This is a genomic window from Tychonema sp. LEGE 07196, from assembly GCF_963890365.1.
Lineage (GTDB): Bacteria > Cyanobacteriota > Cyanobacteriia > Cyanobacteriales > Microcoleaceae > Microcoleus.
The window spans coordinates 69221-93002 of sequence record NZ_CAWPRX010000087.1 but is presented as its reverse complement, the minus strand read 5'-3'; the positions used below and the strand labels follow the sequence as shown (position 1 = coordinate 93002).

General features: G+C 45.1%; 23 protein-coding genes, 1 pseudogene and 1 riboswitch. Of the genes and pseudogenes, 10 read left to right on the top strand and 14 right to left on the bottom strand.

From position 1 onward, the window contains the following. Positions 1-62: 62 nt before the first annotated feature. Complete coding sequence (locus tag AACV78_RS11125) at positions 63-776, bottom strand: carbonic anhydrase (protein ID WP_194009198.1); 714 nt, start codon at positions 774-776, stop codon at positions 63-65. Positions 777-1122: 346 nt separating this feature from the next. Here AACV78_RS11125 and AACV78_RS11120 point away from each other — a divergent pair, with 346 nt between their 5' ends. Further along, positions 1123-1938 carry an MOSC domain-containing protein gene (locus AACV78_RS11120; protein WP_194009197.1) on the top strand — a complete coding sequence of 272 codons (816 nt, stop codon included), beginning with the start codon at positions 1123-1125 and terminating at the stop codon, positions 1936-1938. 19 nt (positions 1939-1957) lie between these two features. Here AACV78_RS11120 and ylqF read toward each other — a convergent pair whose 3' ends face one another. Then, entirely contained in the window at positions 1958-2812 is an 855-nt protein-coding gene (gene ylqF / locus AACV78_RS11115; RefSeq protein WP_194009196.1) for a ribosome biogenesis GTPase YlqF, read from the bottom strand. Here ylqF and AACV78_RS11110 point away from each other — a divergent pair. Then, positions 2801-2941 carry a hypothetical protein gene (locus tag AACV78_RS11110; RefSeq protein WP_194009195.1) on the top strand — a complete coding sequence of 47 codons (141 nt, stop codon included), beginning with the start codon at positions 2801-2803 and terminating at the stop codon, positions 2939-2941. The two genes, ylqF and AACV78_RS11110, sit on opposite strands and share 12 nt — an antisense overlap. Before the next feature lie 182 nt (positions 2942-3123). On the opposite strand, the gene AACV78_RS11105 is transcribed toward AACV78_RS11110, so the two are convergent. Beyond that, positions 3124-3534, bottom strand: coding sequence for a universal stress protein (locus tag AACV78_RS11105; protein ID WP_194009194.1), 411 nt, complete (start codon positions 3532-3534; stop codon positions 3124-3126). A gap of 186 nt (positions 3535-3720) precedes the next feature. Here AACV78_RS11105 and AACV78_RS11100 point away from each other — a divergent pair, with 186 nt between their 5' ends. Together AACV78_RS11100 and AACV78_RS11095 are read left to right on the top strand one after the other, a co-directional pair. Further along, entirely contained in the window at positions 3721-4920 is a 1200-nt protein-coding gene (locus AACV78_RS11100) for a phosphoglycerate kinase (RefSeq protein ID WP_194009193.1), read from the top strand. A 308-nt stretch (positions 4921-5228) separates the two neighbouring features. After that, a complete protein-coding gene (locus tag AACV78_RS11095; protein ID WP_194009192.1) occupies positions 5229-5954 on the top strand; it encodes a pentapeptide repeat-containing protein in 726 nt (241 codons plus the stop codon). 215 nt (positions 5955-6169) lie between these two features. Here AACV78_RS11095 and AACV78_RS11090 read toward each other — a convergent pair whose 3' ends face one another. Further along, positions 6170-6832 carry a response regulator transcription factor gene (locus tag AACV78_RS11090; RefSeq protein WP_194009191.1) on the bottom strand — a complete coding sequence of 221 codons (663 nt, stop codon included), beginning with the start codon at positions 6830-6832 and terminating at the stop codon, positions 6170-6172. Between the two features lie 194 nt (positions 6833-7026). Between AACV78_RS11090 and AACV78_RS11085 the strand changes: the two are divergent. Next, positions 7027-8153, top strand: a pseudogene (locus AACV78_RS11085) (RNA-guided endonuclease InsQ/TnpB family protein); the annotation flags it as partial. Between the two features lie 64 nt (positions 8154-8217). Beyond that, on the top strand, positions 8218-8355 hold the full coding sequence (locus tag AACV78_RS11080; RefSeq protein WP_194009190.1) for a hypothetical protein: 138 nt from the start codon (positions 8218-8220) through the stop codon (positions 8353-8355). A gap of 142 nt (positions 8356-8497) precedes the next feature. Here the strand turns inward: AACV78_RS11080 and AACV78_RS11075 are convergent, their stop codons facing one another. The 5 genes from AACV78_RS11075 to AACV78_RS11055 form a co-directional block, all read right to left on the bottom strand. Beyond that, entirely contained in the window at positions 8498-9844 is a 1347-nt protein-coding gene (locus AACV78_RS11075) for an EAL domain-containing response regulator (protein ID WP_194009189.1), read from the bottom strand. Between the two features lie 459 nt (positions 9845-10303). Beyond that, positions 10304-10570: a hypothetical protein gene (locus AACV78_RS11070; protein WP_194009188.1), complete on the bottom strand. Its 267-nt coding sequence runs from the start codon at positions 10568-10570 to the stop codon at positions 10304-10306. A gap of 475 nt (positions 10571-11045) precedes the next feature. Then, on the bottom strand, positions 11046-12944 hold the full coding sequence (locus AACV78_RS11065) for a serine/threonine-protein kinase (protein WP_194009187.1): 1899 nt from the start codon (positions 12942-12944) through the stop codon (positions 11046-11048). Between the two features lie 237 nt (positions 12945-13181). Further along, positions 13182-13898 (bottom strand): Uma2 family endonuclease, encoded by a 717-nt coding sequence (locus tag AACV78_RS11060; protein ID WP_194009186.1) that lies wholly within the window; start codon positions 13896-13898, stop codon positions 13182-13184. 152 nt (positions 13899-14050) lie between these two features. Further along, positions 14051-15145: a ParB N-terminal domain-containing protein gene (locus AACV78_RS11055; RefSeq protein ID WP_194009185.1), complete on the bottom strand. Its 1095-nt coding sequence runs from the start codon at positions 15143-15145 to the stop codon at positions 14051-14053. Between the two features lie 429 nt (positions 15146-15574). Beyond that, positions 15575-15671, top strand: a riboswitch (Fluoride riboswitch). Positions 15672-15768: 97 nt separating this feature from the next. On the opposite strand from AACV78_RS11055, the gene AACV78_RS11050 reads away from it, so the two are divergent. From AACV78_RS11050 to AACV78_RS11040, 3 genes are all read left to right on the top strand, one after another. Further along, positions 15769-16131 carry a hypothetical protein gene (locus tag AACV78_RS11050; RefSeq protein ID WP_228042175.1) on the top strand — a complete coding sequence of 121 codons (363 nt, stop codon included), beginning with the start codon at positions 15769-15771 and terminating at the stop codon, positions 16129-16131. A gap of 82 nt (positions 16132-16213) precedes the next feature. Further along, positions 16214-17521, top strand: coding sequence for a voltage-gated chloride channel family protein (locus AACV78_RS11045; RefSeq protein ID WP_194009184.1), 1308 nt, complete (start codon positions 16214-16216; stop codon positions 17519-17521). A gap of 43 nt (positions 17522-17564) precedes the next feature. Continuing rightward, positions 17565-17819, top strand: a complete 255-nt coding sequence (locus tag AACV78_RS11040; protein WP_194009183.1) for a hypothetical protein — start codon at positions 17565-17567, stop codon at positions 17817-17819. A gap of 247 nt (positions 17820-18066) precedes the next feature. Here AACV78_RS11040 and AACV78_RS11035 read toward each other — a convergent pair whose 3' ends face one another. The 5 genes from AACV78_RS11035 to AACV78_RS11020 form a co-directional block, all read right to left on the bottom strand. After that, positions 18067-18948, bottom strand: coding sequence for a ParB/Srx family N-terminal domain-containing protein (locus tag AACV78_RS11035; RefSeq protein ID WP_194009182.1), 882 nt, complete (start codon positions 18946-18948; stop codon positions 18067-18069). Then, on the bottom strand, positions 18948-20450 hold the full coding sequence (locus AACV78_RS11030) for an AAA family ATPase (RefSeq protein WP_194009181.1): 1503 nt from the start codon (positions 20448-20450) through the stop codon (positions 18948-18950). The genes AACV78_RS11035 and AACV78_RS11030 overlap by 1 nt, the downstream gene beginning before the upstream one ends. Before the next feature lie 121 nt (positions 20451-20571). Then, complete coding sequence (locus AACV78_RS28725) at positions 20572-20700, bottom strand: D-galactonate transporter (RefSeq protein ID WP_370528830.1); 129 nt, start codon at positions 20698-20700, stop codon at positions 20572-20574. A 37-nt stretch (positions 20701-20737) separates the two neighbouring features. Beyond that, positions 20738-21787 carry a fatty acid desaturase gene (locus AACV78_RS11025; protein WP_194009180.1) on the bottom strand — a complete coding sequence of 350 codons (1050 nt, stop codon included), beginning with the start codon at positions 21785-21787 and terminating at the stop codon, positions 20738-20740. 266 nt (positions 21788-22053) lie between these two features. Continuing rightward, complete coding sequence (locus AACV78_RS11020; RefSeq protein ID WP_194009179.1) at positions 22054-22341, bottom strand: hypothetical protein; 288 nt, start codon at positions 22339-22341, stop codon at positions 22054-22056. 120 nt (positions 22342-22461) lie between these two features. Here AACV78_RS11020 and thrC point away from each other — a divergent pair, with 120 nt between their 5' ends. Next, positions 22462-23598, top strand: coding sequence for a threonine synthase (gene thrC / locus AACV78_RS11015; protein ID WP_194067408.1), 1137 nt, complete (start codon positions 22462-22464; stop codon positions 23596-23598). Positions 23599-23782 lie beyond the last annotated feature (184 nt).

Here is a 23782-nt window from a genome sequence, read left to right as displayed (position 1 = left end):
CCCATGCCCCATGCCCCATGACTAATGACTAATGACTAATGACTAATAACTTACCAGCAAAATCAAGCAATTATCTCCACTTTGCCGCTATCCAAATCGTAGCGCCCCCCAACAACTTTCAGCTTGCCCGCTTTCACAGCTTCAGCCAAAATAGGCGACGAAGAACTTAACTTCTGCACATTCATTTTCACATTAGCTCTGACTGCATTATCCCACGCATCGCCATCGAGATTTTTTGTCGCATCTACAGCCGGTTTAATTGCCGCCACCAAAGTACCAATGTGACCGGGTACAGCTTTGCCGTCTAAAGCAGCTTTAACAGCACCGCAGCGTTCGTGACCCAGAATTACTAATAGCGGAACACCTAATTCTAATGCGGCATATTCGATATTTCCCAGAACCACATCGTCGAGAAAATTTCCAGCTACTCGGATATCAAATAAATCACCCAATCCTTGATCGAAAATAATTTCGGGAGCAACCCGCGAATCAGAACAAGCAAGAATGGTTGCAAACGGATGTTGACCCTGCGCTACTTCGACAATTCGCGATCGGGCTTGGTCGGGAAATGTCCGTTTTTGTTCAATGTAGCGTTGATTCCCCTGCATCAATTTCTTGAGAGCACCGTCGGGAGTCATCTCAGAAATAATCTCTGCTGCATTTGCAGCTTGGGCTTGTAAAAGCGTGGGTGCAATGCTTGCCGCCAGCATCCCTGCACCAGCCCTCAACATTAAATTTCTTCGCGAAATCCTGCCTGTTTTTTCGCTTTCACTCATTACTTGCAACTCAGTTCAATTTTTTCTACTTTAGTCATGGACGCACCCCAACAAAAAAAACCGGTTTTTTAAACTCTCCCAAGAAAGTTTTAAACAAATATTTTAGTGAAAAACCCGGTTTCGGGTCGCCCGTGGCTAAGTCCTATATTTTATAGCATAAGAGTTACCACAAGATCGGCAAGAGCGGCCATAATTATTTAATTATTCTTTACAAATAGCTGGGGCAAAAATTACACTTCAAAAAAATTGCACAATTTTATTTTAAAAAGTCAACAGCCGTCATCGTTCTGCCGGCAGAGGATGCTATAGTGTATCTAAAAAGATAATTATTTATAAATAAATCAAAATGTCTTACGTTGCCAGCATTCATATCTATCCAGTCAAGTCTCTGGACGGCATAGCAGTCAGTCAAGCCACTATTCTTGCTAGCGGAGCTCTAGAAGGCGATCGCTCTTTTGCAATCTGCGACGCAGCAGGAGAATTTATTAACACCAAGCGCAACAGCGGAATCCATTTTCTGCACTTTTCATTTGACATCAAAAAAAGAATTGCCGGCCTAAAAATTAAAGACACCGAACAAGAAATTTTTTTTCATGTAGATAGAGAACGCCCCGAAATAGAATATTGGTTGAGTAGCTACTTCGGTTTCTCCGTTCAATTAATTGAAAACTTGCTGACAGGCTTTCCCGACGATACCGCAGCACCGGGGCCAACTATTGTCAGTACCCAAACAATTGCCGAAACTGCATCTTGGTTTCCGAGAGTTTGCGTTAACGAGATGCGACATCGCTTGCGAGCTAATATTGAAATAGGAGATGTCCCGGCTTTTTGGGAAGACCAACTTTTTCCAGAAGCAGACGAAATTGTTAGGTTTAAAATAGGGACAGTAATATTTGAAGGTATTAAACCCCGTCAGCCCTGTCTCCTATCAACGCGAAATTCTGCTACGACAGAAACTTATCCAAATTTGAAAAATTTACTAATAGCCAAGTACAAGGAAATTATGCCTGACTTGGCAAAAGATGGAGGTTTAAATCACTTGAGCAGACTGATAGTTAAAACGCGAGTACCACGGGAAGCAGCCGGAAAAATAGTACGAATAGGAGACGAAGTTCAAATCCTCAGAGTCACCAAATCCCTATTTAATACCATTCCTGATTAGTGGTACGGCACGAGTCTGATTAATCCGGCGGCAATTCCAAACTAAGCTTACCCAACACACCAGTTCTAAAATCATTCAACATTTGTCGCGCCGCTCGTTCGACATCTCCTTTATATCTGTCTTTTGCTACCTCGTGCAAATAATCTTCACCGTTACTAGATCCTATATCTACTTTATACCGGGATTTGAAACCAGATACTGATACTAAAGTGTCATCATCCGCCTCAAGTTTTAGGATCAAATCTACCATAGCCGCGGCTACTACTTGATTGTCGTAAGCAGCTTCGCCAATATCTTCGCAAATAGCTAATTTTATGGCATTTTCTTGATTGTTAATCCGGGTGGGGATGATTCCGGGGGCATCTAATAACTCAATTTCGTCAGAAATGCGAATCCATCTGAGCGATTTAGTTATTCCAGCTCTGCGGGCACTGTCCACTACTCTCTGTCCTAACAGCCTGTTGATCAAAGCAGATTTTCCGACATTTGGAAAGCCCATTACCACCGCCCGAACTGGACGGGGCAGCATACCTCGATCGAACCTGCGTTTATTTAGCTGCACCCCAGCCTCCTGGACAGCATCGGAAACATCGTGCACTCCTTGGCCGTGCTCGGCATTGGTAAAATAGGCGGTTTCTCCCTGGGACTCAAACCATGTTTCCCACGCCTCGCGGGTTCGAGGCGTAATCATATCCATGCGGTTGACCACCAATACTCGCGCCTTACCGCCCACCCAGCTAGGCATTTGGGGGTGGTAAGTCGCCAATGGAATGCGGGCATCTCGGACTTCGAGCACCACATCTACTCGCTTTAGCTGTTCTTTTAATGCCCGTTCAGCTTTGGCAATGTGACCGGGATACCAGTGAATTTTCATAATACGAAGGAAGAGGGAAGAAGGAAGAAGGAAGAAGGAAGAGGGAAGAAGGAAGAAGGAAGAGGGAAGGGGGAAGAAGGAAGGGGCTTATTACATAAATCTTTGATCGAGCCAGTCAACCGTAGATGAAAGGCAGATAAATAAGAAGGAACTAACCACAGAGGGCGCAGAGAGCGCAGAGAGCAGAAAGCAGAGGGAAGAAGGAAGAAATCAGGAAAATGGAAAAGGGATCAAGAAAAATGCAATAAGCAATAAGAAAGAGTTGTCTTACTTTTTACTTCTTCCTTCTTCCTTCTTCCCTCTTCCTTCTGTTAAGGCACAATCAAAACTGCACAAGGAGACAGATTGATCACCCGATTGGTAACGCTGTCAGACGCCCCATCATCGGTTAAACCCATCCCGCGACAGCCCATCACAATCAAATCAGCGCCAATTTCGTCAGCCACATCACAAATCGTGAAAGCCGGTTTGCCTTCTCGTTCAATGATTTCAGCTTCAATTCCCTGCTGGGAAAACATCGATTGGGCCTCTGACAGCAGCTTGGCCACTGCTTCGGGCGAACTCATCACCTCTGACGGCGCGTCGCCCTCCTCGGCTGGGGGCTCGACTACCGACAGAATAACTAAACGAGAAGCGTAGGTTTTCACGATATTGACAACCTTTTCGGCAGCTTCGCGGGCTTCTCGGCTTTGATCTACAGGAAATAAGACAGTCTTGAACATAGTTCGCATTTCCCGGACACGGACTCCGATAAAATGTTTACGTTGAGCCAAATCAGTGCCGTTTGTTTCATCTTCCGTTTTGTGTGCGGGCGCGGTTGAATGCGTCCGAGGCCCCAAGTGCAAGTGACGAGTGCCACCATTTCAACGGAATTAGACAAAAACACAAATATCTAGGAGGTTAATCCTGTGACAAAAAAAACTGTAGCAAATTTATCAGCATCAGACTTATCGGGCAAACGGGTATTGGTGCGGGCGGACTTTAACGTGCCGCTCGACAACGGCAATATCACTGATGATACTCGCATCCGGGCTGCTCTGCCGACTATTCAGGATTTAGCATCCAAGGGCGCTAAGGTCATTTTGTGCAGTCACTTCGGGCGTCCCAAGGGTGTGACGGAGAAGTTGCGCTTGACTCCGGTTGCTAAGCGGCTGTCGGAATTGTTGGGGAAAGAGGTCAAAAAGACTGACGACTGCATCGGCGATGAAGTGGCTGCTACAGTGGCGGCGATGGCTGATGGTGATGTGGTTTTGCTCGAAAATGTCCGCTTCTATCCCGAAGAAGAAGCAAATGACCCGGAATTTGCCAAGAAGTTAGCTTCTGTGGCCGATTTGTATGTCAATGATGCTTTTGGTACGGCTCACCGGGCTCACGCTTCTACTGAGGGCGTTACTAAGTATCTGAGTCCTTCTGTGGCTGGGTTTTTGATGGAGAAGGAATTGCAGTATCTCGGTAGTGCGATCGACAATCCTCAGCGTCCCTTAGCTGCTATTATCGGTGGTTCCAAGGTTTCCAGCAAGATTGGAGTCATTGAAAAACTGCTCGAAAAGTGCGACAAATTGCTGCTGGGAGGCGGCATGGTGTTCACGTTCTACAAGGCTCGCGGTTTGAGCGTTGGTAAGTCTTTGGTGGAAGATGACAAGCTGGAATTGGCGAAGTCTTTGGAAGCTAAGGCGAAGGAACGGGGAGTTACTTTTCTGTTACCTACTGATGTGGTAGTTGCTGACAAGTTTGCTGCTGACGCCAACACTCAAACTGTCTCAGTTGAGAACATTCCCGACGGTTGGATGGGTTTGGACATCGGCCCGGATTCGGTGAAAACTTTCCAAGATGCTTTGGCCGATTGCAAAACAGTAATCTGGAACGGGCCGATGGGCGTGTTTGAGATGGAGAAGTTTGCTGCTGGAACTGAAGGAATTGCCCATTCTTTGGCGGGAATTACTAAAACCGGCACTACCACAATTATCGGTGGCGGTGATTCGGTGGCGGCTGTGGAACAGTTGAATTTGGGGTCAGAAATGAGCCACATTTCTACTGGTGGCGGTGCTAGTTTGGAACTGCTAGAAGGTAAGGAATTGCCTGGTGTTGCAGCTTTAGATGAAGCTTAAATCTTCGGAGAGCAGGTAGAAGAACGAAGGCGGAATTTAAGATAATTGTTGATTTGAAAAACCGGATTTTTTGAATTGACTATAATAGATTCTGCCTTCTGTCTCCTTGTATGCTCTCACCTAAACGGCTCTGAATACAGGTTTGTAGTGAAGACTTTAGTTTTTCTATGGATGCGAACTAAAGTCTTCACTACAAACCTTTTATATTGGAGTTATTGAGGGAAATAATATTACTTTTACCAGTCGAAACTTTAGCGATCGCAAATTTTGCGAGTATAATTGGTCTGAAGTGGCAGTGAGGTTTGTTTGTGAAACTTAAAATCTTGGCAAGTGTAACGGCAACTATAGCAGTTTTAGCGCCGTTTTTGCTGGCAGCTCCCGTCAAAGCTCAAAATCCAGATCATGTCCGGCGGTTGCTGGAAAGTAAGGAGTGTGAGGGCTGCGATTTAAGAAATGCTGATTTGTTTAAGGCGAGTTTGTACAGAGCAAATTTAAGGGGTGCTGATTTAAGCGGAGCTAATCTCTACGAAGCTAATTTGCTAGAAGCGGATTTAAGTGGTGCTAATTTGGCGAATGCTAATTTGGTTAATGCGGAGATGTACGGTGCTGACTTGGACAGTGCTAATTTGCGAAATGCGGATTTGTCTAATGCTTTTTTGGGGCGGGCAAATATGACGAGAGCTGATTTGCGCGGTGCTAAACTTTTTAATGCTAATTTGGGCGAATCTTATTTGCTGCAAGCTAATTTGTCCAATGCGGATTTGAGGCGTTCGCTGCTGTTTAGAGTTAATTTGAATCGCGCGAATTTAAGCGGAGCGGATATGTCTTTTGCTGACGTGCGCGATACTAATTTGCAGAATGCTATTTTGTCAAATACTCGGCTTGCTAAAGCTCAATTGAGCGGGACAAATATTGACGCGGCTAATAATGCGCGGCAAGCTGATTTGGAACGTGCTAACTTGCGGGGTACGAATTTGGGGCCGGGGGTTTGTGTGATAACTACTTTTCCTGATTGTGTTGGGAATTTGGAGTAAGATCCTGTCGGTTCGATCTACTACAATATGATTTGGATCGTTCGGACTTTAGTCTTTTGATTGATGCGGACTAAAGTCCTCACTGCTAACCTGTTCGTGGCGTTGAATGCGAGTTTCTTGATGCGGACTAAAGTCCTCACTACTAACCTTGATTTTGGCTGCTGCGGGAGTTTTTGACTCCGCCTCAAAAATTTATGCTTGCTTTCCGACGCTTGCTAATTTTGAGGTGGTTTGTATCCCCTTTCTAGGGCGAATTTCACAAGCTGGGCGCGATTTTCTAACTGTAGTTTGCTGAATATGCTGCCTAAATGAGCTTGTACAGTCCGGGGGCTAATAAACAGTCGATCGCTAATTTGTTTGTTAGTATAACCTTGGATAACTTCCCAAAATACTCTTTCCTCGGCTGGTGTGAGCGGCAAAGGTGCAGGATTTGGCAATACGGCCACAAGTTTTGGCTCCAGCCTAGCGCTAGAAGTTTGCAGCAGTCGGACAATCTCGGCGTGAATACGGTGAGAGCGCTCTAATTGTCCCTTCACTTTAGCCAAGATTTCTTCAGACTGAAAAGGTTTTACCAGATAATCGTCAGCGCCGATCGCGTGACCTTCAACTTTTGACTCAATCTCGCCTTGGCCTGATAAAAATATAAACGGCACTAACTGTCCCAAACGGGTAGTACGCAAGCGCCGGCAAAACTCAAACCCGTCCATTTCCGGCATCATCACATCGGAAATTACCAAATCAGGAGGGGCATTTTCAAAAATCGAGAGCGCCTCAATTCCAGAAGTAGCGCATTCCACCCGGTATCCTTGGCTTTCCAGGTACATTGCTAAGACTGTTTGACAGTCTTCTTCGTCGTCAACTACTAAGATTCTTTCCATGACAGCCTTGCACCAATTCCCGTTGACAGTTTTTAAAACTGCGGCTCCCAAAGTAGGAACTTAAATGAGTTTACCAAAAAAATGGGTCTAAAGCCCCGTCCTTATAGGACGGCTTTAATTATAAAAAGTGTGAAAACTTGTTAAGTATACAGACTTATAAGTAAAAACTTTAGCAAAAGTGATAAACTATTCCAATGATAGTTTTAGAGTTTAAGTTAAAGGGCAAAGCGAACCAGTATCGAATCATCGACGAGATGATTCGTACAGCGCAGTTCGTCCGAAATAAAACTCTTAGACATTGGATAGACAATTCCAGAATTAAGTTAGTAGACCTGTACAAACAATGCGCCATCATGGCGAAATAATTTGAATGGGCGGGCAAACTTAACTCAATGGCGCGTCAAGCGATGGCCCAACGTGCTATTTTTGCTATTCAACGTTTCTTCTCAAATTGCCAGGCTAAAAAGCCAGGTAAACAAGGATATCCACAATTCAAACAGCACAGTCGTTCTGTAGAATACAAGACATCAGGATGGAAGCTTTCTGCTGACAAAAGATGCCTGAGTTTCACCGATGGCTTTGCCGCTGGAACCTTTAGATTGCTCGGTAGTCGGGACTTGCATTTCTGGGCACCTACGGAGATTAAGCGAATTAGGGTAGTGCGTCGTGCCGACGGCTATTATGCCCAATTCTGCATCAACGTCGAACGAAAAGAGGAACCCGTTTCTACTGGTAAAACTATTGGCATAGATGTTGGATTAAACCACTTCTATACTGACAGCGACGGTGAAACAGTTCCCAATCCTCGGTATCTCCGTAAAAGCGAAAAAGCTCTCTCTGAGATTGCAAAAGCGAGTTTCTCGGAAAAAGAAAGGCTCCAAAAGCCGGAAAAAGGCAATCAACAAGTTAGGAAGAAAACACCTAAAGGTTAGTCGGCAGCGTAAAGACTTCGCCATTAAGACGGCGTTGTACGTGGTAAAATCTAACGATTTTGTAGCCTACGAAGACCTTCAAGTGCGTAATATGGTTAAAAACCATAAACTCGCTAAGTCGATTAGTGATGCTGCGTGGTCACAGACTTGATCATTATTTGGAGTATTTTGGAAAAGTGTACAGCAAAACAGTTATTGCTGTTCCGCCACAATACACATCTCAGGAATGTTCAAACTGTGGCAATATTGTTAATAAAACTTTATCAACCCGAACGCATATTTGCGGTTGCGGAACGATATTAGATCGCGATCGCAATGCCGCGTTAAACATTCTAGCTAAAGGCTTAAAAGCTCATACAGGAATCGATTTAAATACGGTGGGGCACACCGGAATTCACGCTGGGAAACTGATCTCTACTCGCTGGTGGTGACATCAACGAGCAAATCAACTGGATGATCCAAGAATCCTCGCGCCTGATAGCCGGGGAGTGTCAACTGCTGCAACTTGATAAAGGCTCCCAATTTCAAGACGGCACAATTCCTCAAATAGTCCAATTACCGGTGCCGCTCCCACATAATGGGAAGAAGTAGAGGAATATTGGGGAAAATCTCCTTTTTTTATTTGCCTATCCAAAAAAAGTACAACTTTTTATGAAGCATCGTCAACTTTTCCGCAGAAAATAGCAGCTAAAAGCCAGAATTTTGTTTTATTATACACAAATCTTGCTAACGTTTAGACTATTCCTAGACTAGACATGGAAAGGTTTTTAGATTTTTCTGGTTCCGACAGGGGTACAAAGGGCATAAAGTGAGCAGTTGCTGCAGCCGCGGGCGGCGCGAACAAACGCTGGTCGGCAACTAGGATACTTTCAAATATCGGTGCGGGTTCGGGGCGGCTGAACAGATACCCCTGGATGATATCGCAGTTGTGCTGTTTCAAAAAGGCTAGTTCTGCTTCTGTTTCTACCCCTTCAGCAATTACTGTCATGTTTAAACTGTGACCCAGTAAAATTACTGCTGTAGTAATAGCAGCATTTTGAGAGTCTTCGTTGGCATTGCGGACGAAAATTCGATCGATCTTTAAACTGTCAAAAGCAAATAGCTTGAGATATCCTAAAGTAGCATAACCCGTGCCGAAGTCGTCGATCGCAATCCGAATTCCTAGAGCTTTAAGTTCGTTTAAAGTAGCGCCTGCGACTGTCGCATTTTCCACTAAAGCGCTTTCGGTCATTTCTAATTCTAAATTAGCAGGCTCCAAGCCTGTAGTTTCCAATATTTGCACGATTCGCGCTTTGAGTTCCGGGTCGGATAACTGTCTGGCTGACAAATTTACTGATATCCTAAAGGGCGAAAACCCCGCCGCCACCCAACTAGCGGCTTGAGCGCAAGCTGAAAGCAGTACCCACTCGCCAATCTGAATAATTAAACCTGTTTCTTCGGCTAAGGGAATAAATTCGGCGGGAGAAATTATACCTCGATCGGGATTTTGCCACCGCACCAAGGCTTCAGCACCGATGATTTGTCCGGTAGCAATATCCACCTGCGGCTGATAGTATACCTGAAACTCACCTTGTGCCAAAGCGCGGCGCAGCAGAGATTCCAGAGCCAACTTTTCAGGAGAGAAGACTGAAGCGTTGGTAGATTCGTTAACTAAATCTTTGAGTCTGGCTTCTGCTTGGTGAAGCGCGAATGTCAGCGGTTGAGTAATTGTTTGCCGTTTCGAGACGCGAGAAGCAATGGCTCCGAGCAATTCAGCCTTAGTAAAGGGCTTGGTGAGGTAATCGTCGGCTCCCAATTCCATCCCCCGACGAAAATCGGTTTTGGAACTTTGAGCCGTGAGAAAAATAAATGGAATTGTTGCGGCTAGAGAGTTTTGTCGCAACGTCCGCAACACGTCATAACCGTCGATTTCCGGCATCTGCACGTCGCACAAAATTAAATCGGGGATTTCTGAAAGTGCCATCTGCACCCCAAATCGACCGTTTTCGGCGACAATCACCCGATAGCTTTGAGATTCCAGGAGTTGCAGAAGAGTTTCCCGGATTAATTCGTCGTCCTCAATAACCAAAATTTTGAGCATGATACTTAGATTACAGATGGCACTATATATCAGAACCTGACTAACTCTAGCATACTCAAACTAACGAGCTACTGATTAGGCCAATTAGCCAATAAATTATTAGCCAAATGGCTAATAATTTTGCATCTGTTCTTAAATCACAATCGAATACCTGACAAAATTGGGAATAGTTCGAGATTTGTCCAGTTTGGTAAGGTCAGAAAACTGCGGCGCGATACAAGTTTTATAAATTATTATTACAAGCTCGCGGAGATCGATCCTCAAAAAATGTCGCCAACACTTTCTGCGAGCAGATGGTGGGAATTACTTATATAATTCCAGGTCATATCATATCGGGTCGATCGCCATAACAACGATTCGTAGTGTTCACTTTAGTCCGCTCTCCGGCTGCGGACTAAAGTCCGCACGCGCGATCCAATTTTAATGCTAGCTCATCAGGATAGGCTCGGATACACCGTCTTAATTCAATGGCTTAGTGGAGTTCTCACAAAACTTGTTATCTACAATTGCAGAATTGATGCTGACAGCCTGCATTGATGACGGAACGATTTTGTTTTGCGGAACTACAACTGTCTTTTTACACACAAGTTCGCTGCTGCCTACAGAGGCAAAGTTCCAAGCATAAAATTCGGGATTGCTGACTGTTGCACTGGCGGGACGTAAACCAAATGCTGTCACTAATACTAATCCCAAAGTTAATAAAGCTACGATCGCAAATCTCACCATATTATTTTTTTGAATCTAAAAATTCAGCAGCTCAGGATTACCTTATTATTGCCCGATCGCCCTCACAGCGTCAATAGCCATCAATCGATTTGAGATTTTAGATATTTCGGCTTGCTTCGGCTGCGCCAGCCGACAAGTCGCGAGGGTACAAGTTTTAGATTTTAGATTGATTTGCAAATCCATCTTGCATATAAAGTTTGGGGCGGCCCGCGACAAGTGTCGGGGGCTTGTGTCTGTTTTTGGGCGCGGGTTATAGGATTTGAGATTAAAAAACTTGAGCTGCATCAATATTCAATATTCGATCGCCCTTTTAACCGCAGATTTTAAACGGATAAACACCGATAGACGCAGATCATTCCATGACTGAAAGCGATGGAGTGCAACTCGATTCTCAAGAATTGGGGATGATTGACTGGATATGGATTGGGAATTGCCCGACAGTTGTATAATTTGGAGAAAATTGTGTTATAATGTCTCACTTTGCTGTCAGATTCAATTCGTAGGCGATCGGCTCGGATGACTGAGAAACCACTACGAATTCATAAAAACCAGCATCATCCAGCAATCCCGACCAACTTTGATCCTCTGCATCTTGCAGTAAAGCTCTAGCTTTGGTGGTTCTCCCAGGAGAATACATTGACAGCAGAGTAGATTTTGGTGGCGCTTGCAAATTTACTCGCAAAGTTTGATTTTGAGCTAACCGCGCAATATATGCTTTGCCTTCTCCGGGTTTGAGATTACCGGTGAGGGTTTTGCTGTTAGCTCGGCTGTCAAATTCTACGCTTTCGAGAGTTGCTCCTGCTTGCAAAGCTGCGAGGGTATCGGCGGTGATTGCTTGCCAAATTTGTCCGATCGGCAAACCGATGATATTGCGATCGCGCGGCTGTCGCGGAAACCAATAAAAAAACTTCGCATCAGCCAAATCGTACAAAGCCCGACTGCTCAAATTCAGCTTGTTAACCTCTATTTTCCAGCGATCGATATCGGCGGTATCGTAACTCCCCAACCTGGCTCTAGCGTCGCTGCTGAGATTTTGGAGTTTGTCGAGCAACTCGTCGCCGATTTTCTGCCACCTTTCGCGCCACAGGCGATCGTCCTCACCTTCTTTTAGCAGTCGCCCACCCAATTCTGGGTATTTGGCATAGAAATTTTCGTCTACAAGGTTGACGTAACCGCTATAGAATCGATCGTCAATTCCCAGCCTTGAAAAGCGATCGCGCAAAACATCTTCTTGCTGCTGCTTCGGGCCCCGAGTTTGGGGAATTTTCTGCACTTTTGATTGCAGGTTTAACAAATAATTGCCCGCAAACCAGCCAACTCCCCCCATACCCACAAGCACCGCTACCACAAACAAAACCATTTGCCAAGCAGGCATTTTTTGCTGGTTGTTAATAGCGGCTCGCACAGGAATTCCCGGCAGTGTTGGGACTGGGGCGGGCATGGGTATGGGCGATCGATCCGGCGACGGCGCGGGCGCAAAATTTGGGGCAGGCTGCGGTGGCTGTAAAGGCGGATTGCCGGAGAGAGCGAGCATTACCTCGCGAGCCGAGGAGTAACGCTGGTTCGGCCGGTGAGCGAGCATTTTATCCAACACTAGGGACAAATTGGGAGATAGAGAACATTCTGCCCGCCAGTCCCAATTCAACGTCTGGCTGTCGAGCAACTGATGCGGTTCCTTCCCCGTCAGCAACACCAAAACTGTCGCCGCCAGAGCGTACAAGTCGCTGTGGGGATTGACGATGCCCATTTGCATCTGTTCGACGGGAGCATAGCCGAGCTTGCCGATGCGAGTTGCGGGGGCGGGAGTACCGTTAGCTTCGGCAAACAGAGATTCTACGGTGGCTGCGACTTGTTTTACTCCGCCGAAGTCAATCAACACCGGCATTCCGTCAGACAAGCGCAGAATCAGGTTGTCTGGGGAGATGTCGCGGTGAATCACTCCCAGAGAGTGAATGTATTCGAGCACTGGCAAAATCTGCAGCAGCAGTTGATTGATTTCTGCTTCTATGAACCGCAAACCCTGACGCTTGCGGGCATCCAGCAGGAAGCGGTAGGTTTGGCCCGGTACGTAGTCTTGGACGAGAAATAGGTAGCCTCGATCGCTCATACTGACTCGAAACAGTTCGCGGAAGCGCGGGATTTGATTGTGTTGCAGCTTGTAGAGGACTCCGGCTTCTCGCTCGAAGAGTTCCTCGGATTTTTGTAAGGCGTAACTTCCGTGCACTTGGGGCGCAAATTCTTTTAAAACGCAGGGTTCGTTAAATCGGTGGGCATCTTCAGCTAGGTAGGTGCGCCCGAAGCCTCCGTGTCCCAATTCGCGGACGATGCGGTAGTGGTTGTTGAGAGTTATGCCGGGGTAGATGGGATTGTTCATTGAAACTTGCTGCGTCGGATTTTTACGCTTGACTGAAACTGGGAGTTTTGGCCGATCGCGCTAATTAATCTTGACATAGTGTGTCAGTGTTTATTAGTCGATCGCCCGCAACTGTCATGTCCTGCGGTTATTGTTGTTCAAAAAGGCGGTTTCGGGCGCGCCAGTTGGTCGGCTGTGCGATTTTGGCGACCTCGAATACACCAAGCCATCAACCGTTTTTTTGCGATGAACCGGGCGCTAAATTGTATCGGGATCGATATTTAATTCTCGCAGTTTCGCGGCCAGGCGATCGGCTCGTTGAGCTTCTTGTCCGGCTCGTTGAGTCTCCCTTTCTGCAACCTCTTCTAAAGTAGGAACAAGCTCTCCTTCAGCAGTAAAGAAACGCAATTTTTCCCCACAAATTCCCAGACTCAAATCGAGCTGCTGACTCCGCAGATGCCCGAATTCGTTAGGTGCGATTGCTTCATATTCCCCGTCAAGTAAATGAAACCCAGCTAACTCTAAAGTTTCTGGATCGAACCAAAAGTAATCGTGAGTGCGAAAAGTATCTTGATAGAGTTGTTTTTTAAAGTTTTTGTCTATATTCGCTGTTTTGGGCGACAGGATTTCAACGATAATATTCGGGTACTTTCCCTCTTCATCCCAAACTACCCAGCTTTTCCGAGTTTTTCGTTCAGTTCCGAGTACCACAAAAAAGTCTGGGCCTCGGAAGTCTTTCGATTTGAGTTGCTTGGGACTGTAATAAATGGTGAGGTTTCCCGCAGCATAGAAATCATTTCTATCTCTCCACAGCCATTCTAGACAGTTGAGCAGTAGGATTATTTGTCTCAGATGCAGTTCTGTTTCCACGGGAGGTTCATCACTGTATAAGTCGCCGGGAGGAAAAATAATATTTTCTAGTATCTCTTGTTCTGGTATCTCTTTGGTAGTAGCTAATTCTGCGGTTGCGGACATGGCTGCTGGGTGAGGAGTAAGAGGTTATCTGTCTATTTTAGCAAGCTTTTGATATCTCTGCCGAGGACTATTCTGAAAGCCCGATCGCGCTTTTGTCTAAAAACGCGATCGAACACCGAACAATTAGTCTTGAAATATTAGCAATTACCCCTTTATTGCGCGTCAGATTCTCTGAGAGCCGCTAGAATTTCCGGTCGTTTCATGCGCGCGTATCCCGGCAATTTCCGGTCTTTGCCGATCGCCTTTAACCGTCTCAGTGAAAGATCCTCGTAGTCTTCCTCTTGGGGCGGAAACGGCAACGGCAACGGCAACTGTAACTGCGGTAGCTGAGGTTTTTGCTGCGCCTTCGACTGCTTCTGACGCTGCGACTTCGGCTGCTTTTTACCCTGTATTTGCGGCGGTATTTCTGAGGGCGTCGCACCGTCGGAAAGTTGGCTGCGGAGTATAGCGATTTGATTTTTGAGATCGCTTTCTACATCTTCAATCGCCTCGGAAACAAACTGATTAATAATTTGGACTGTGCGTTTTAATTTTATTGACAGCAGCTTTTCTAGTTCATCCAACTGGATCGACGCACCTGCCAGATTTATCTCAGAAATTACCGCCGATTTCGGAGAATTATCGCTCCCAGACTGTTCATTTTTTTTAGCCAATTTATCTACCTTTTCGTGAAATGTTTTTTCAACTTGTTCGAGCCGACGCTGAATTTGTTCTATTCTGTCACTCTCAAAATTAGGCTCAATTAGAGCTTTTAGTTGCTTTTTTAGTAAATCTTCATTTTTTTTAACAGATTGTTCTATTTGTTTAGTTAGACTATCGACTTTTTTTTGAAACGACAGCTCAAATTGTTGCAGTAGAGTCTCAAGTTGTGCGGTTTTCTGAGTCGGTTGCGGAGCTAAATGTTCCATTTCCGATCGAGCAGCAGCTACCTCCTCATCCGTCATTTCAAACACCCAAGCCCACATTTGCTCGGTGCCGAGTTCTTTGGCAACAATACACCAATCTGAGCCGCAGATTACTTCATATTCTTCTTCGTTGCTGTAAGCTTCTGTAGGACGTACAATTAAAGGAATTAAGTTGCTACCTTGCTCGATGAGGCTTCTTCTGAGAGCTTCGCGGCGTTCGCGAGGGATTTCTCTCCCCTCAGTCTCAGGTACCGCAATTTGCGAAGTATAAATCTGACTGTGACTAATTGGCTTAATCCGTAAATATTCAACTATTCGGTTTTGATCTTGCGATCGATCCATCTTGTTACAAGTCCCCTTTTGTCATCAAAATTATGGTGTTTGGGTAATTATGTATATTTGCACTTTACAGCCTGCGTTTTGAGTGATGCGAGATTAACCCAAGAACTCTCAGCCATAAGGTGCGAGACAAACACCTTAGCCAGACTGTGCGCTCAGGAGGACATATCGCCGCAGTGCTTTACTGTGCCGCTGGCTGTGCGGTGAGAACCCGGGCGATCGACAAAACAGACTGCAATTCCTAAAAAAAGCGACTGTGATGAGTTTAACTGGCTGTGGGACACAAATGATACGCCGCTTTACTCATCTTTACTTTTTTTCGAGTTAGGGCGAGCCTCTGCGAGGGCTTCGCTAACAGGCTGACGTTGCGAGTTGCGCGATTCTGCAATCAAAGATATTCTTTCGCTAATTCTGTACAAAAGATGCTATGATACTGTCGATGGCGATGGAGCTCGCCAAAACCGCCTAAACAGTCATTCTTTCCTTGCGTTAATTGAAAGACTAAAAGGCTGATGGCTCCTACTTTTCTGGCTTGCTGCCGGAGAGTAGGGTCGTGAAAACTTCTCACTAACTTCTCAAAGCTAGCAAGCCTTTGTCCATACTCAGGATCTGGAGAAAGGAATCTCATGTTAGCTAGTGTCCTGTGGATTTTATTCATGGGCTTTTTTACGGGTCAGATTTCCCGTCACTTAGTTTGTCCCCCTTTGATTGGGATGATTTTGGTGGGGATAGTTTTAGGGCCGCAAGTTAGTGATGTTTTTAGTCCAGAAGTGCTGAAATCGGCGGATAATCTACCAATTTGCGAACCGGTGTTATATCAATTCCGGTTGCACTCATACATAATGTTAACTGTTAACAGTCAACAGTCAACGCCTGAATTTACTATTCCGATGAAAAGAGTATTTGATATTAGTCAGTTCTGGAGCGCAAACTACGAGAGTAAAATAGTTTTATTCCCCGTAATTCTGGGAGAATATCGCACAACTTAACCCTGATTTGGTGATATTTGCAACAGAGGTTTCGCTACTTTAATATTCACCAAAATCGAATTCAAAAATAGAAATTTTTCTCATGAAATGGTTTGAGCAATTTGAGCAATTCATTGCCTTAGTCAAAATCAGTAAGTGGTTCATCATTTCTTGTCTAGTTGGTATTCTTTCCGGCTTAGGTTCTGCTGCTCTCCTAGCATCTTTAGAGTGGGCAACAAATTGGCGAGAGTCTCATCTGTGGATTATTGCCTTATTGCCCCTAGCTGGATTCTTAAGTGGTTGGATTTATCATCAATATGGAAAAAATGTAGAAGCTGGAAATAATCTTTTACTCGAAGAGATTCATAACCCGAAAAATATTATTCCGTTGCGGATGGCTCCGATGGTACTGCTAGGTACAGATATGACTCATTTATTTGGGGGTTCTGCAGGTCGTGAAGGGACAGCACTGCAAATTGCTGCATCACTCGCAGACCAATTAACTAAAATATTCCGCTTTAAACACGCTAATCGACGAATTTTATTAATGTCTGCTCTCAGTGGTGGATTTGCTTCCGTTTTCGGAACTCCCTTAGCTGGAACTATCTTTGGTTTAGAGGTTTTAGCAATTGGAAATATTCAACATGATGCTCTTTTTCCCTGTTTGGTTGCTGCAGTTGTGGGCGATCGCGTTACCTTAGCTTTGGGTCTGCATCATACAGCATACCGCCATGCTACCTTTGTACCCACAATGACTCCAATGGGGCTAATTTCTGCAATTATCGCTGGTGCAATCTTCGGAATTGTAGCGATGATTTTTGCCAGACTCACTCATAAAATAAGCCACTTTTTTAAATCAAAAATATCCTATCCTCCTTTTCGTACTGCGATCGGTGGTGCGATTGTTGCACTGAGTGTGTGGGCGATTGGATCAACTAAATATATCGGTTTGGGTATTCCTACCATTGTCGATGCGTTTAACACTCAGTTACCGCCTTGGGATTTTGCAGCAAAAATAGTGTTAACTGCGTTAACTTTAGGGTCAGGTTTTAAGGGAGGGGAAGTGACTCCTCTATTTTTTATTGGTGCAACATTAGGCAATGCTTTGTCATTAATTTTGGCATTACCAGCACCTTTATTGGCAGGAATGGGATTTGTTGCTGTCTTTGGCGGTGCGGCGAATACACCGATCGCCTCAACTTTAATGGGAATTGAACTTTTTGGTCTTGAATCTGGGGTATTTATTGCGATATCCTGTGTGATGAGCTATGTTTTTTCAGGTCATGCGGGCATTTATAGTTCACAGCGAATTAGTTCTAGTAAATACTCTTTTATGCCAATGCAAGAACAGTTAAAGTTGCAAAATCATGCAAATAATAATTATTTTGATGCAGAAAAAAACCTCAAGTAGTCGCGGCTGTTAACTTGATTTGAGATGGTTCGGTTAATCGGATATGCTGATTACTGATCCTACGCTGTTAAATAAACCCGCGATCGCGATGCTAGTCGCTTTGGTATTAGTTATTTGGCTGGAAAACGCTAAAAAGCAAATCTGTTCAGCAACAGGTTGGTTTTTACTCGCGGCTTATCCAGTCTTGCTGATGGCCATGTTTTGCTATGAAAGGCGATCGGTTACAAAACTCTGTTTGGTGGATTTGATAGCATGGGCGGCAAAACTTACTGCACTTCCTACAAAAAATCGACTGTGATGAGTTTAACTGCCTGTGGGACACCAATGATACATTGCTTCACTCATCTTTACTTTTTTTGGCTGTGGGGGCGATCGGGCAGTTTCAACTTTTGTCGGATGGGCTTCTAGCCCGCCCCAACAATGCAATTGCAAGTGATAAGTATTTTTGCCCTAGTCAATTACCTGTCAAAAATCAGGTTTCAACTCGAATTTCAACTCTTGTGGGGCGGGCTAGAAGTCCGCCCCAACAATCAAATTTAAACAGATCACAGCTTATGAGTATTTTGCCAATAATCAATGATTTTAATCATTGTTTTGTCCGTTAACCCCTTAATGCGTTCCACCACATTAGCAAAGGACACAAACGGCCGCACATCTCGCTCTTTAAGTATTAATTGTATCACCGGAGCCTTCAAAAACGTAGTGGCTTCTAAACTCGCTTTCAGTTGAGCTTTATCTTGATTATTCAATGCCTCCAAAAGCGGCATCGCACCTGACAAGCTCGGTGTAACAGATTCCGGCTCTACCGCCGGAGGTTTTGCAACTTCACTCTCTAATTTCAACCGCTCAATTCTGCGATCCAGCCCAGCCTCAATTAACACAGGTAATTGTTGGGAAAATAGATTCTCAACTTCTTGTATTCTCTCAGCCAACACCTGTTTTTCGCGGGCGTGTTCCGCCTTCAATTCATTGATTTCATTTTCTAACCTAGCTTCAATATTAATCAACCGCTGCTCAAAACTCGATGGCGGTTCCGAAACCGGATTTTCACCCACACTTTCAGTTATCGATAACTCTTCGGGAGTTGCACTTTCACCCCTACTCTCACTGACAGCGCCGCTTCTGAGAATTTCCAGTTGTGCGAGGAGAAGTTCTTCATTTTCTGGTTCCAGAATGAATGCACCGATTGTCTCGCCCTTCAAAGGTTCAATTTCCTTTGCTCTCGCCGCCGCGTAATACTCAAAATTTCCATCTACTATTTCGTAGGAATCCATACCCGTGCGGCGAACAATTATCGGATTAATCAATCCTCCCAAATCTAAAATCAGTCTCGCTAATTTCTCCAAATCCGGCTCAGCAAAATTGGAAGAAGGCACAGCAGATACAATCTTTTTCACCGCAACCAGCGACGGAAATAATTTTTTCATTAATTTTTACCTGTTTTTTCCAAAACTTCTACTGCTAGCATTTCAAATTCTTGAGCAGCGATGGAATCTGGCTTAAAGTCCAGTACCGAAATCGGATCGGAAATTTCCATATCTCCCACGATTTGAATTTGTTCTGCACACTTAGCCAAATCATCTCTCTCGTAAATCACGCTGTCCATAATTTCAATACCGTAACGTTGGGGAATTGTTTCCCGCCGCTTCGGCAAACTGTACTGTACAAATTTAGCATTTGTCGAGATTTTGCAAGGCAGAACTCCTAAAATTGCTAGAGGTTTCTTGCCAATTTGTTTCTTGAATCCATTAACTTTTTTAATAAAATCCTTGACATTAATCAGTCCTTGATTGGCAAAGGGTTTTAAGTCAGAAGGAATAATCAAATAATCCGCAGCAATCAGGGCTACTCTCGCATAAAAATTCAAAGACGGCGGCGTATCGATCAGTACAATATCGTACTTATCTTGAACTTCCGCTAGTTTTTGGATTAAAATCATGCGGCTGTAGTCTAGTTGATTTAGTTCCGTTTCGTAGTACATTAAATCGATGTGGGAAGGAACCACATCAATGGCGGGATTGCAAAAATTAGACTTGCGTGCTACTTCGGCTATTGAGTAAAAATCTTCTGATTGTAAAATGTGAAGAATATTGCTATCTTTCAAATCGTCTTGTTCTTCATCATCAAATTTTACCAAGCCAGTTGCAAAGGTTGTATTTGCTTGACTGTCTAAGTCGATGACTAAAACTTTTTTACCTTCCTTGCTCAGCGCTGCCGCTAAATTGACTACTGTTGTAGTTTTGCCAACGCCGCCTTTGTTGTGGTAGACTGCAATTATTTTCATAGTATTTGGCTTGTTAGAGGAAACAGTTACATCTGATTGAACTTGCAGATTAACTGCATTATTTTCCGGTATTTTTTGGGGTTCTGAGATGTCACTTGACTTTGGTTCTGAGGTGGCGAGATTGTCCGGTTGTATTGATACTTCGTTAATTAAATCAGGAATTAATAAATCAATATTACTATCTTCCTGTTCGAGATTTTCTGGAGCTTTTAGAGATTTTAAACTATCTCTGCCAATTAAAGCGATAATTTCATCAAGTCTAGTTTCTAACTCTTCTCCGGCACACTGAAAAACTAGCTGAATATCATCGTTGACTTTTTCGTAAATTCTAATTTCTTTAGCGTTAGTTATGACTCCGTAGCGAATGCTTAAACTTGTTAAGTAACGCTTCAGTCTCCTGACGTGACGGTCTAATTTTTCCTTGGGATGTTTGGCTTCGATGACTATACTCATCTGCGAGTCTGCATCGAGCATTAAGGGAATGTATTGGATGCGAAATGAGAGGAAGTCTAGGCGAATATTCCCAAAGGCGATTTCTTGATGCCAACTGTCGGGGGTATAGCCCAGTTTTGGCAACAGATAAGTGACAATGAGTTTGCTTTCTACTTCGCTTTCGTTGCGACAGTTATTAGGATTAAAACTCAAGGGATTTTATAATTTGTTAGTTGTTAGTTGTTAGTTGTTAGTTGTTAGTTGTTAGTTGTTAGTTGTTAGTTGTTAGTTGTTAGTTGTTAGTTGTTAGTTGTTAATTGTTAATTGTTAGTTGTTAGTTGTCATTGGGAATTGGGCGGAGCGAAGCGGAGGGATTGGGAATTGGGAATTGGGAATTGGGAATTGGGAATTCGTAGCAAGTAACCAATAACCAATAACCAATAACCAATAACCAATAACCAATAACTAATAACCAATTCCCAACAACTAATGACTGCTGACTACTTGATTTGAGCGTTAACTTCCTCTAGTGTCAGATAGCCGCCTGCGGGATTGTACAGGTGACAGTTGTCGGCAATTCGCTTCATTAAAGACCAAGAAAACTTGGTTTCGTAGAGATGAGGTTGCCAGTTTTCCTTGAGGCTGCTGTGGGCGAGGCGCAAGTTGTACCAGGGTATGGCTGTTGAAAGGTGGTGCGGAACGTGGACGTTAATGTCGTGACACAAAAACTCTACCCAGCGGGGATAGTCGCAGTGGACTGTTCCCGATAGTTGCGCTTGGGCTTCGTTCCATTCTGCTGCTGGTTTAAATGAAATGTCTGGTGCTGTGTGGTGAACAATTGTAAAAGTGCTCATCCAGAAATGGTAAACCATCCAAGGCATCAACCAAAATTTCACGACTCCCCAAATGCCTGTGGTGGCAATTAACAACGGAAATACGATCGCAGCACCGATTAAAACTACCAAAACTGAAAACCGCACTTGTTCGCGCTGTTGGCCTTTGAAGCGCCACCACATGAAGTGTACTTTTGCCCAGTGGGCGATCGAGCCAACCCACCACATCGGGCCGAAGATTAAACTATAAGCTATTTGTAAAGCTTTGGGTGCAGCAGCATAGTCGGCTGCTGTCATCGGCTGCCAAGCATTATCTTCGCCAATTTTGTTGGTATGCTTGTGGTGATAATTGTGTCCGTGCCGCCATGCGTGGAACGGGAAAATTAAGGGCAAAAATGCGAGATGTCCGACTAAATCGTTTACCCAGCGGCGGTTAGCAAATGACCGGTGGCCGCAGTCGTGGCCGATGACAAAAAAACCCGTTAATCCGGTACCGGTGAAAATCCACATCAGGGGCAGTAAATACCAAGGTGATACTGCTATGCCAACATAACCGACAGCTACTAATAAAACGTTGACGATGACTTTTGTCCAAGCTTTGCGGGGGTTTTTGACAAACACTTCGCGCGGCAGGGTTTTGAGAATATCTTTGAGGCGCAGGTTGGAAGTGTCACTTGCGGATGTCAATTTTAGTGGTTTTTCGATCGATGCTGTCATAAATTGATTTCGATTCTCCGTATGCCATGTGGATGGCTTAACAAAATTAACGCAGTACAAAAGCACAGTAAAATATCAGCTCGCTGTCAGCTAGGGACAGACGAGTTGAACAACAGGCAGGGGCGTTTTAGCAAATGCTAGCTATCGCTAGCCGCCGTTGATAATGGCTAGCGCTTTTGGTTTAAAAAACACTCAGGTTAACTGGGGTTAACAAAACTTTACTTTTTATACCACAGGGGCGGCACAATTAGCACGAGTTGTCACTACTAATTGCCGTTGCTGACAACAGAATTGTGTTCGATCGCCAATTGAGAGCAAGCAACAGAGCGCTGCTGTTTGAGAGTTTGTACCTGCAACAGCAAGGAGTCAATTTCCGCTTGTAAGTGCAGGAACTTAACTTGCTGATCGGCTTGGTAGGGGCACTTCACCAAATCTAATTTGCGAGTCAAGCAGGTCGATCGGGCAGAAGGACTAGCCGTTTCGGGATGGCTCGCGGTGATTTGAGGCCGGGAAAGAGTGGATGAATTATTTGACATTAGTAATTGAGTAGACATATCTACGCATTCACACCATTAAGTTACTTTAACCTGAACCGATCGTATTAAACATCAAATTAACCGATCGAGCTAAAATTAGTGTAAATTCTTTGCCAAAGCCTAGAAACCATTGACATCGTGACCCCGATCCTACCTGCTACTGACTCTGCTACTCACTCCGCTGCTAACTCCGCTGCCCCTGCAGCCTCGCCGAAACGCTACGGTTGGCCTGGCTTGATCGAAGCTTATCGCCCCTACCTGCCGGTGACGGAAACCACGCCCGTAGTGACGCTCCAAGAAGGCAACACTCCCCTGATTCCAGCACCGGCGATCGCCTCTCTCATCGGTAGAGACGTGCGCGTCCTGGTCAAATACGACGGCCTCAACCCCACTGGTAGTTTCAAAGACAGGGGGATGACAATGGCAATTTCCAAAGCCAAGGAAGCCGGCGCAGAGGCAGTAATTTGCGCCAGCACCGGCAATACTTCCGCCGCCGCGGCAGCCTACGCCAGACGCGGCGGAATGCGGGCTTTCGTGCTGATTCCCGAAGGATACGTCGCTTTGGGCAAGTTGGCACAAGCCTTGCTTTACGGTGCCGAAGTAATTGCGATTGGGGGAAACTTCGATCGAGCCTTAGAAATCGTCCGCGAAATGGCCGTCAGCTATCCCGTGACTTTAGTCAACTCCGTCAATCCTTACCGCTTAGAAGGGCAGAAAACCGGTGCCTTTGAAGTAGTGGACGCCTTGGGCGACGCGCCCGACTGGCTGTGCATTCCCGTAGGAAATGCGGGAAACATCACAGCATACTGGATGGGTTTTTGTCAATACCACCAAGCAAAAAAATGTTCGCGCCTGCCGCAGATGATGGGATTTCAAGCAGCCGGAGCAGCGCCGTTAGTAACCGGCAAAGCGGTGGCGAACCCGGAAACCTTGGCGACAGCAATTCGGATCGGCAACCCTGCTAGCTGGAAACAGGCGATCGCCGCTTCGGAAGCCAGCCGTGGCAGTTTTAGTGCTGTTACGGATGAGGAAATTCTCGACGCTTACCGCCTGCTAGCATCCCAAGAAGGGATTTTCTGCGAACCCGCAAGCGCCGCTTCTGTAGCCGGTTTGCTGAAGGTAAAAGACCAAGTTCCGACAGGAGCGACAGTGGTTTGCGTGCTCACCGGTAACGGCTTAAAAGACCCGGATACAGCAATCAATCACAGCAATAACAAATTCAAACAGGGAATTGCTCCTAGTTTGGATGCTGTAGCTGGGGCGATGGGATTTTAAGAAGGAAGTTCGGCAACGGATTATGTAACGGATGTAACGGATGTAACGGATGTAAGTCCGATTTCCGTCGGAAGAAGGAAGTTCGGCAACGGATTATGTAACGGATGTAACGGATGTAAGTCCGATGTCCGTCGGAAGAAGGAAGAAGGAAGAAGGAAGAAACTACTTGCTACTTGTTACCAGG

What these genes read in the sequence shown, in the direction of transcription:
- AACV78_RS11125 (WP_194009198.1), bottom strand. Translation starts at nt 776, where the DNA reads ATGAGTGAAAGCGAAAAAACAGGCAGGATTTCGCGAAGAAATTTAATG.
- AACV78_RS11090 (WP_194009191.1), bottom strand. Translation starts at nt 6,832, where the DNA reads ATGGAAAGAATCTTAGTAGTTGACGACGAAGAAGACTGTCAAACAGTC.
- AACV78_RS11025 (WP_194009180.1), bottom strand. Translation starts at nt 21,787, where the DNA reads ATGACAGCATCGATCGAAAAACCACTAAAATTGACATCCGCAAGTGAC.
- AACV78_RS11065 (WP_194009187.1), bottom strand. Translation starts at nt 12,944, where the DNA reads ATGAACAATCCCATCTACCCCGGCATAACTCTCAACAACCACTACCGC.
- AACV78_RS11035 (WP_194009182.1), bottom strand. Translation starts at nt 18,948, where the DNA reads ATGAAAAAATTATTTCCGTCGCTGGTTGCGGTGAAAAAGATTGTATCT.
- AACV78_RS11120 (WP_194009197.1), top strand. Translation starts at nt 1,123, where the DNA reads ATGTCTTACGTTGCCAGCATTCATATCTATCCAGTCAAGTCTCTGGAC.
- AACV78_RS11105 (WP_194009194.1), bottom strand. Translation starts at nt 3,534, where the DNA reads ATGTTCAAGACTGTCTTATTTCCTGTAGATCAAAGCCGAGAAGCCCGC.
- AACV78_RS11045 (WP_194009184.1), top strand. Translation starts at nt 16,214, where the DNA reads ATGAAATGGTTTGAGCAATTTGAGCAATTCATTGCCTTAGTCAAAATC.
- AACV78_RS11055 (WP_194009185.1), bottom strand. Translation starts at nt 15,145, where the DNA reads ATGGATCGATCGCAAGATCAAAACCGAATAGTTGAATATTTACGGATT.
- AACV78_RS11080 (WP_194009190.1), top strand. Translation starts at nt 8,218, where the DNA reads ATGATCCAAGAATCCTCGCGCCTGATAGCCGGGGAGTGTCAACTGCTG.
- AACV78_RS11050 (WP_228042175.1), top strand. Translation starts at nt 15,769, where the DNA reads ATGTTAGCTAGTGTCCTGTGGATTTTATTCATGGGCTTTTTTACGGGT.
- AACV78_RS11060 (WP_194009186.1), bottom strand. Translation starts at nt 13,898, where the DNA reads ATGTCCGCAACCGCAGAATTAGCTACTACCAAAGAGATACCAGAACAA.
- ylqF (WP_194009196.1), bottom strand. Translation starts at nt 2,812, where the DNA reads ATGAAAATTCACTGGTATCCCGGTCACATTGCCAAAGCTGAACGGGCA.
- AACV78_RS11020 (WP_194009179.1), bottom strand. Translation starts at nt 22,341, where the DNA reads ATGTCTACTCAATTACTAATGTCAAATAATTCATCCACTCTTTCCCGG.
- AACV78_RS11075 (WP_194009189.1), bottom strand. Translation starts at nt 9,844, where the DNA reads ATGCTCAAAATTTTGGTTATTGAGGACGACGAATTAATCCGGGAAACT.
- AACV78_RS11070 (WP_194009188.1), bottom strand. Translation starts at nt 10,570, where the DNA reads ATGGTGAGATTTGCGATCGTAGCTTTATTAACTTTGGGATTAGTATTA.
- AACV78_RS11040 (WP_194009183.1), top strand. Translation starts at nt 17,565, where the DNA reads ATGCTGATTACTGATCCTACGCTGTTAAATAAACCCGCGATCGCGATG.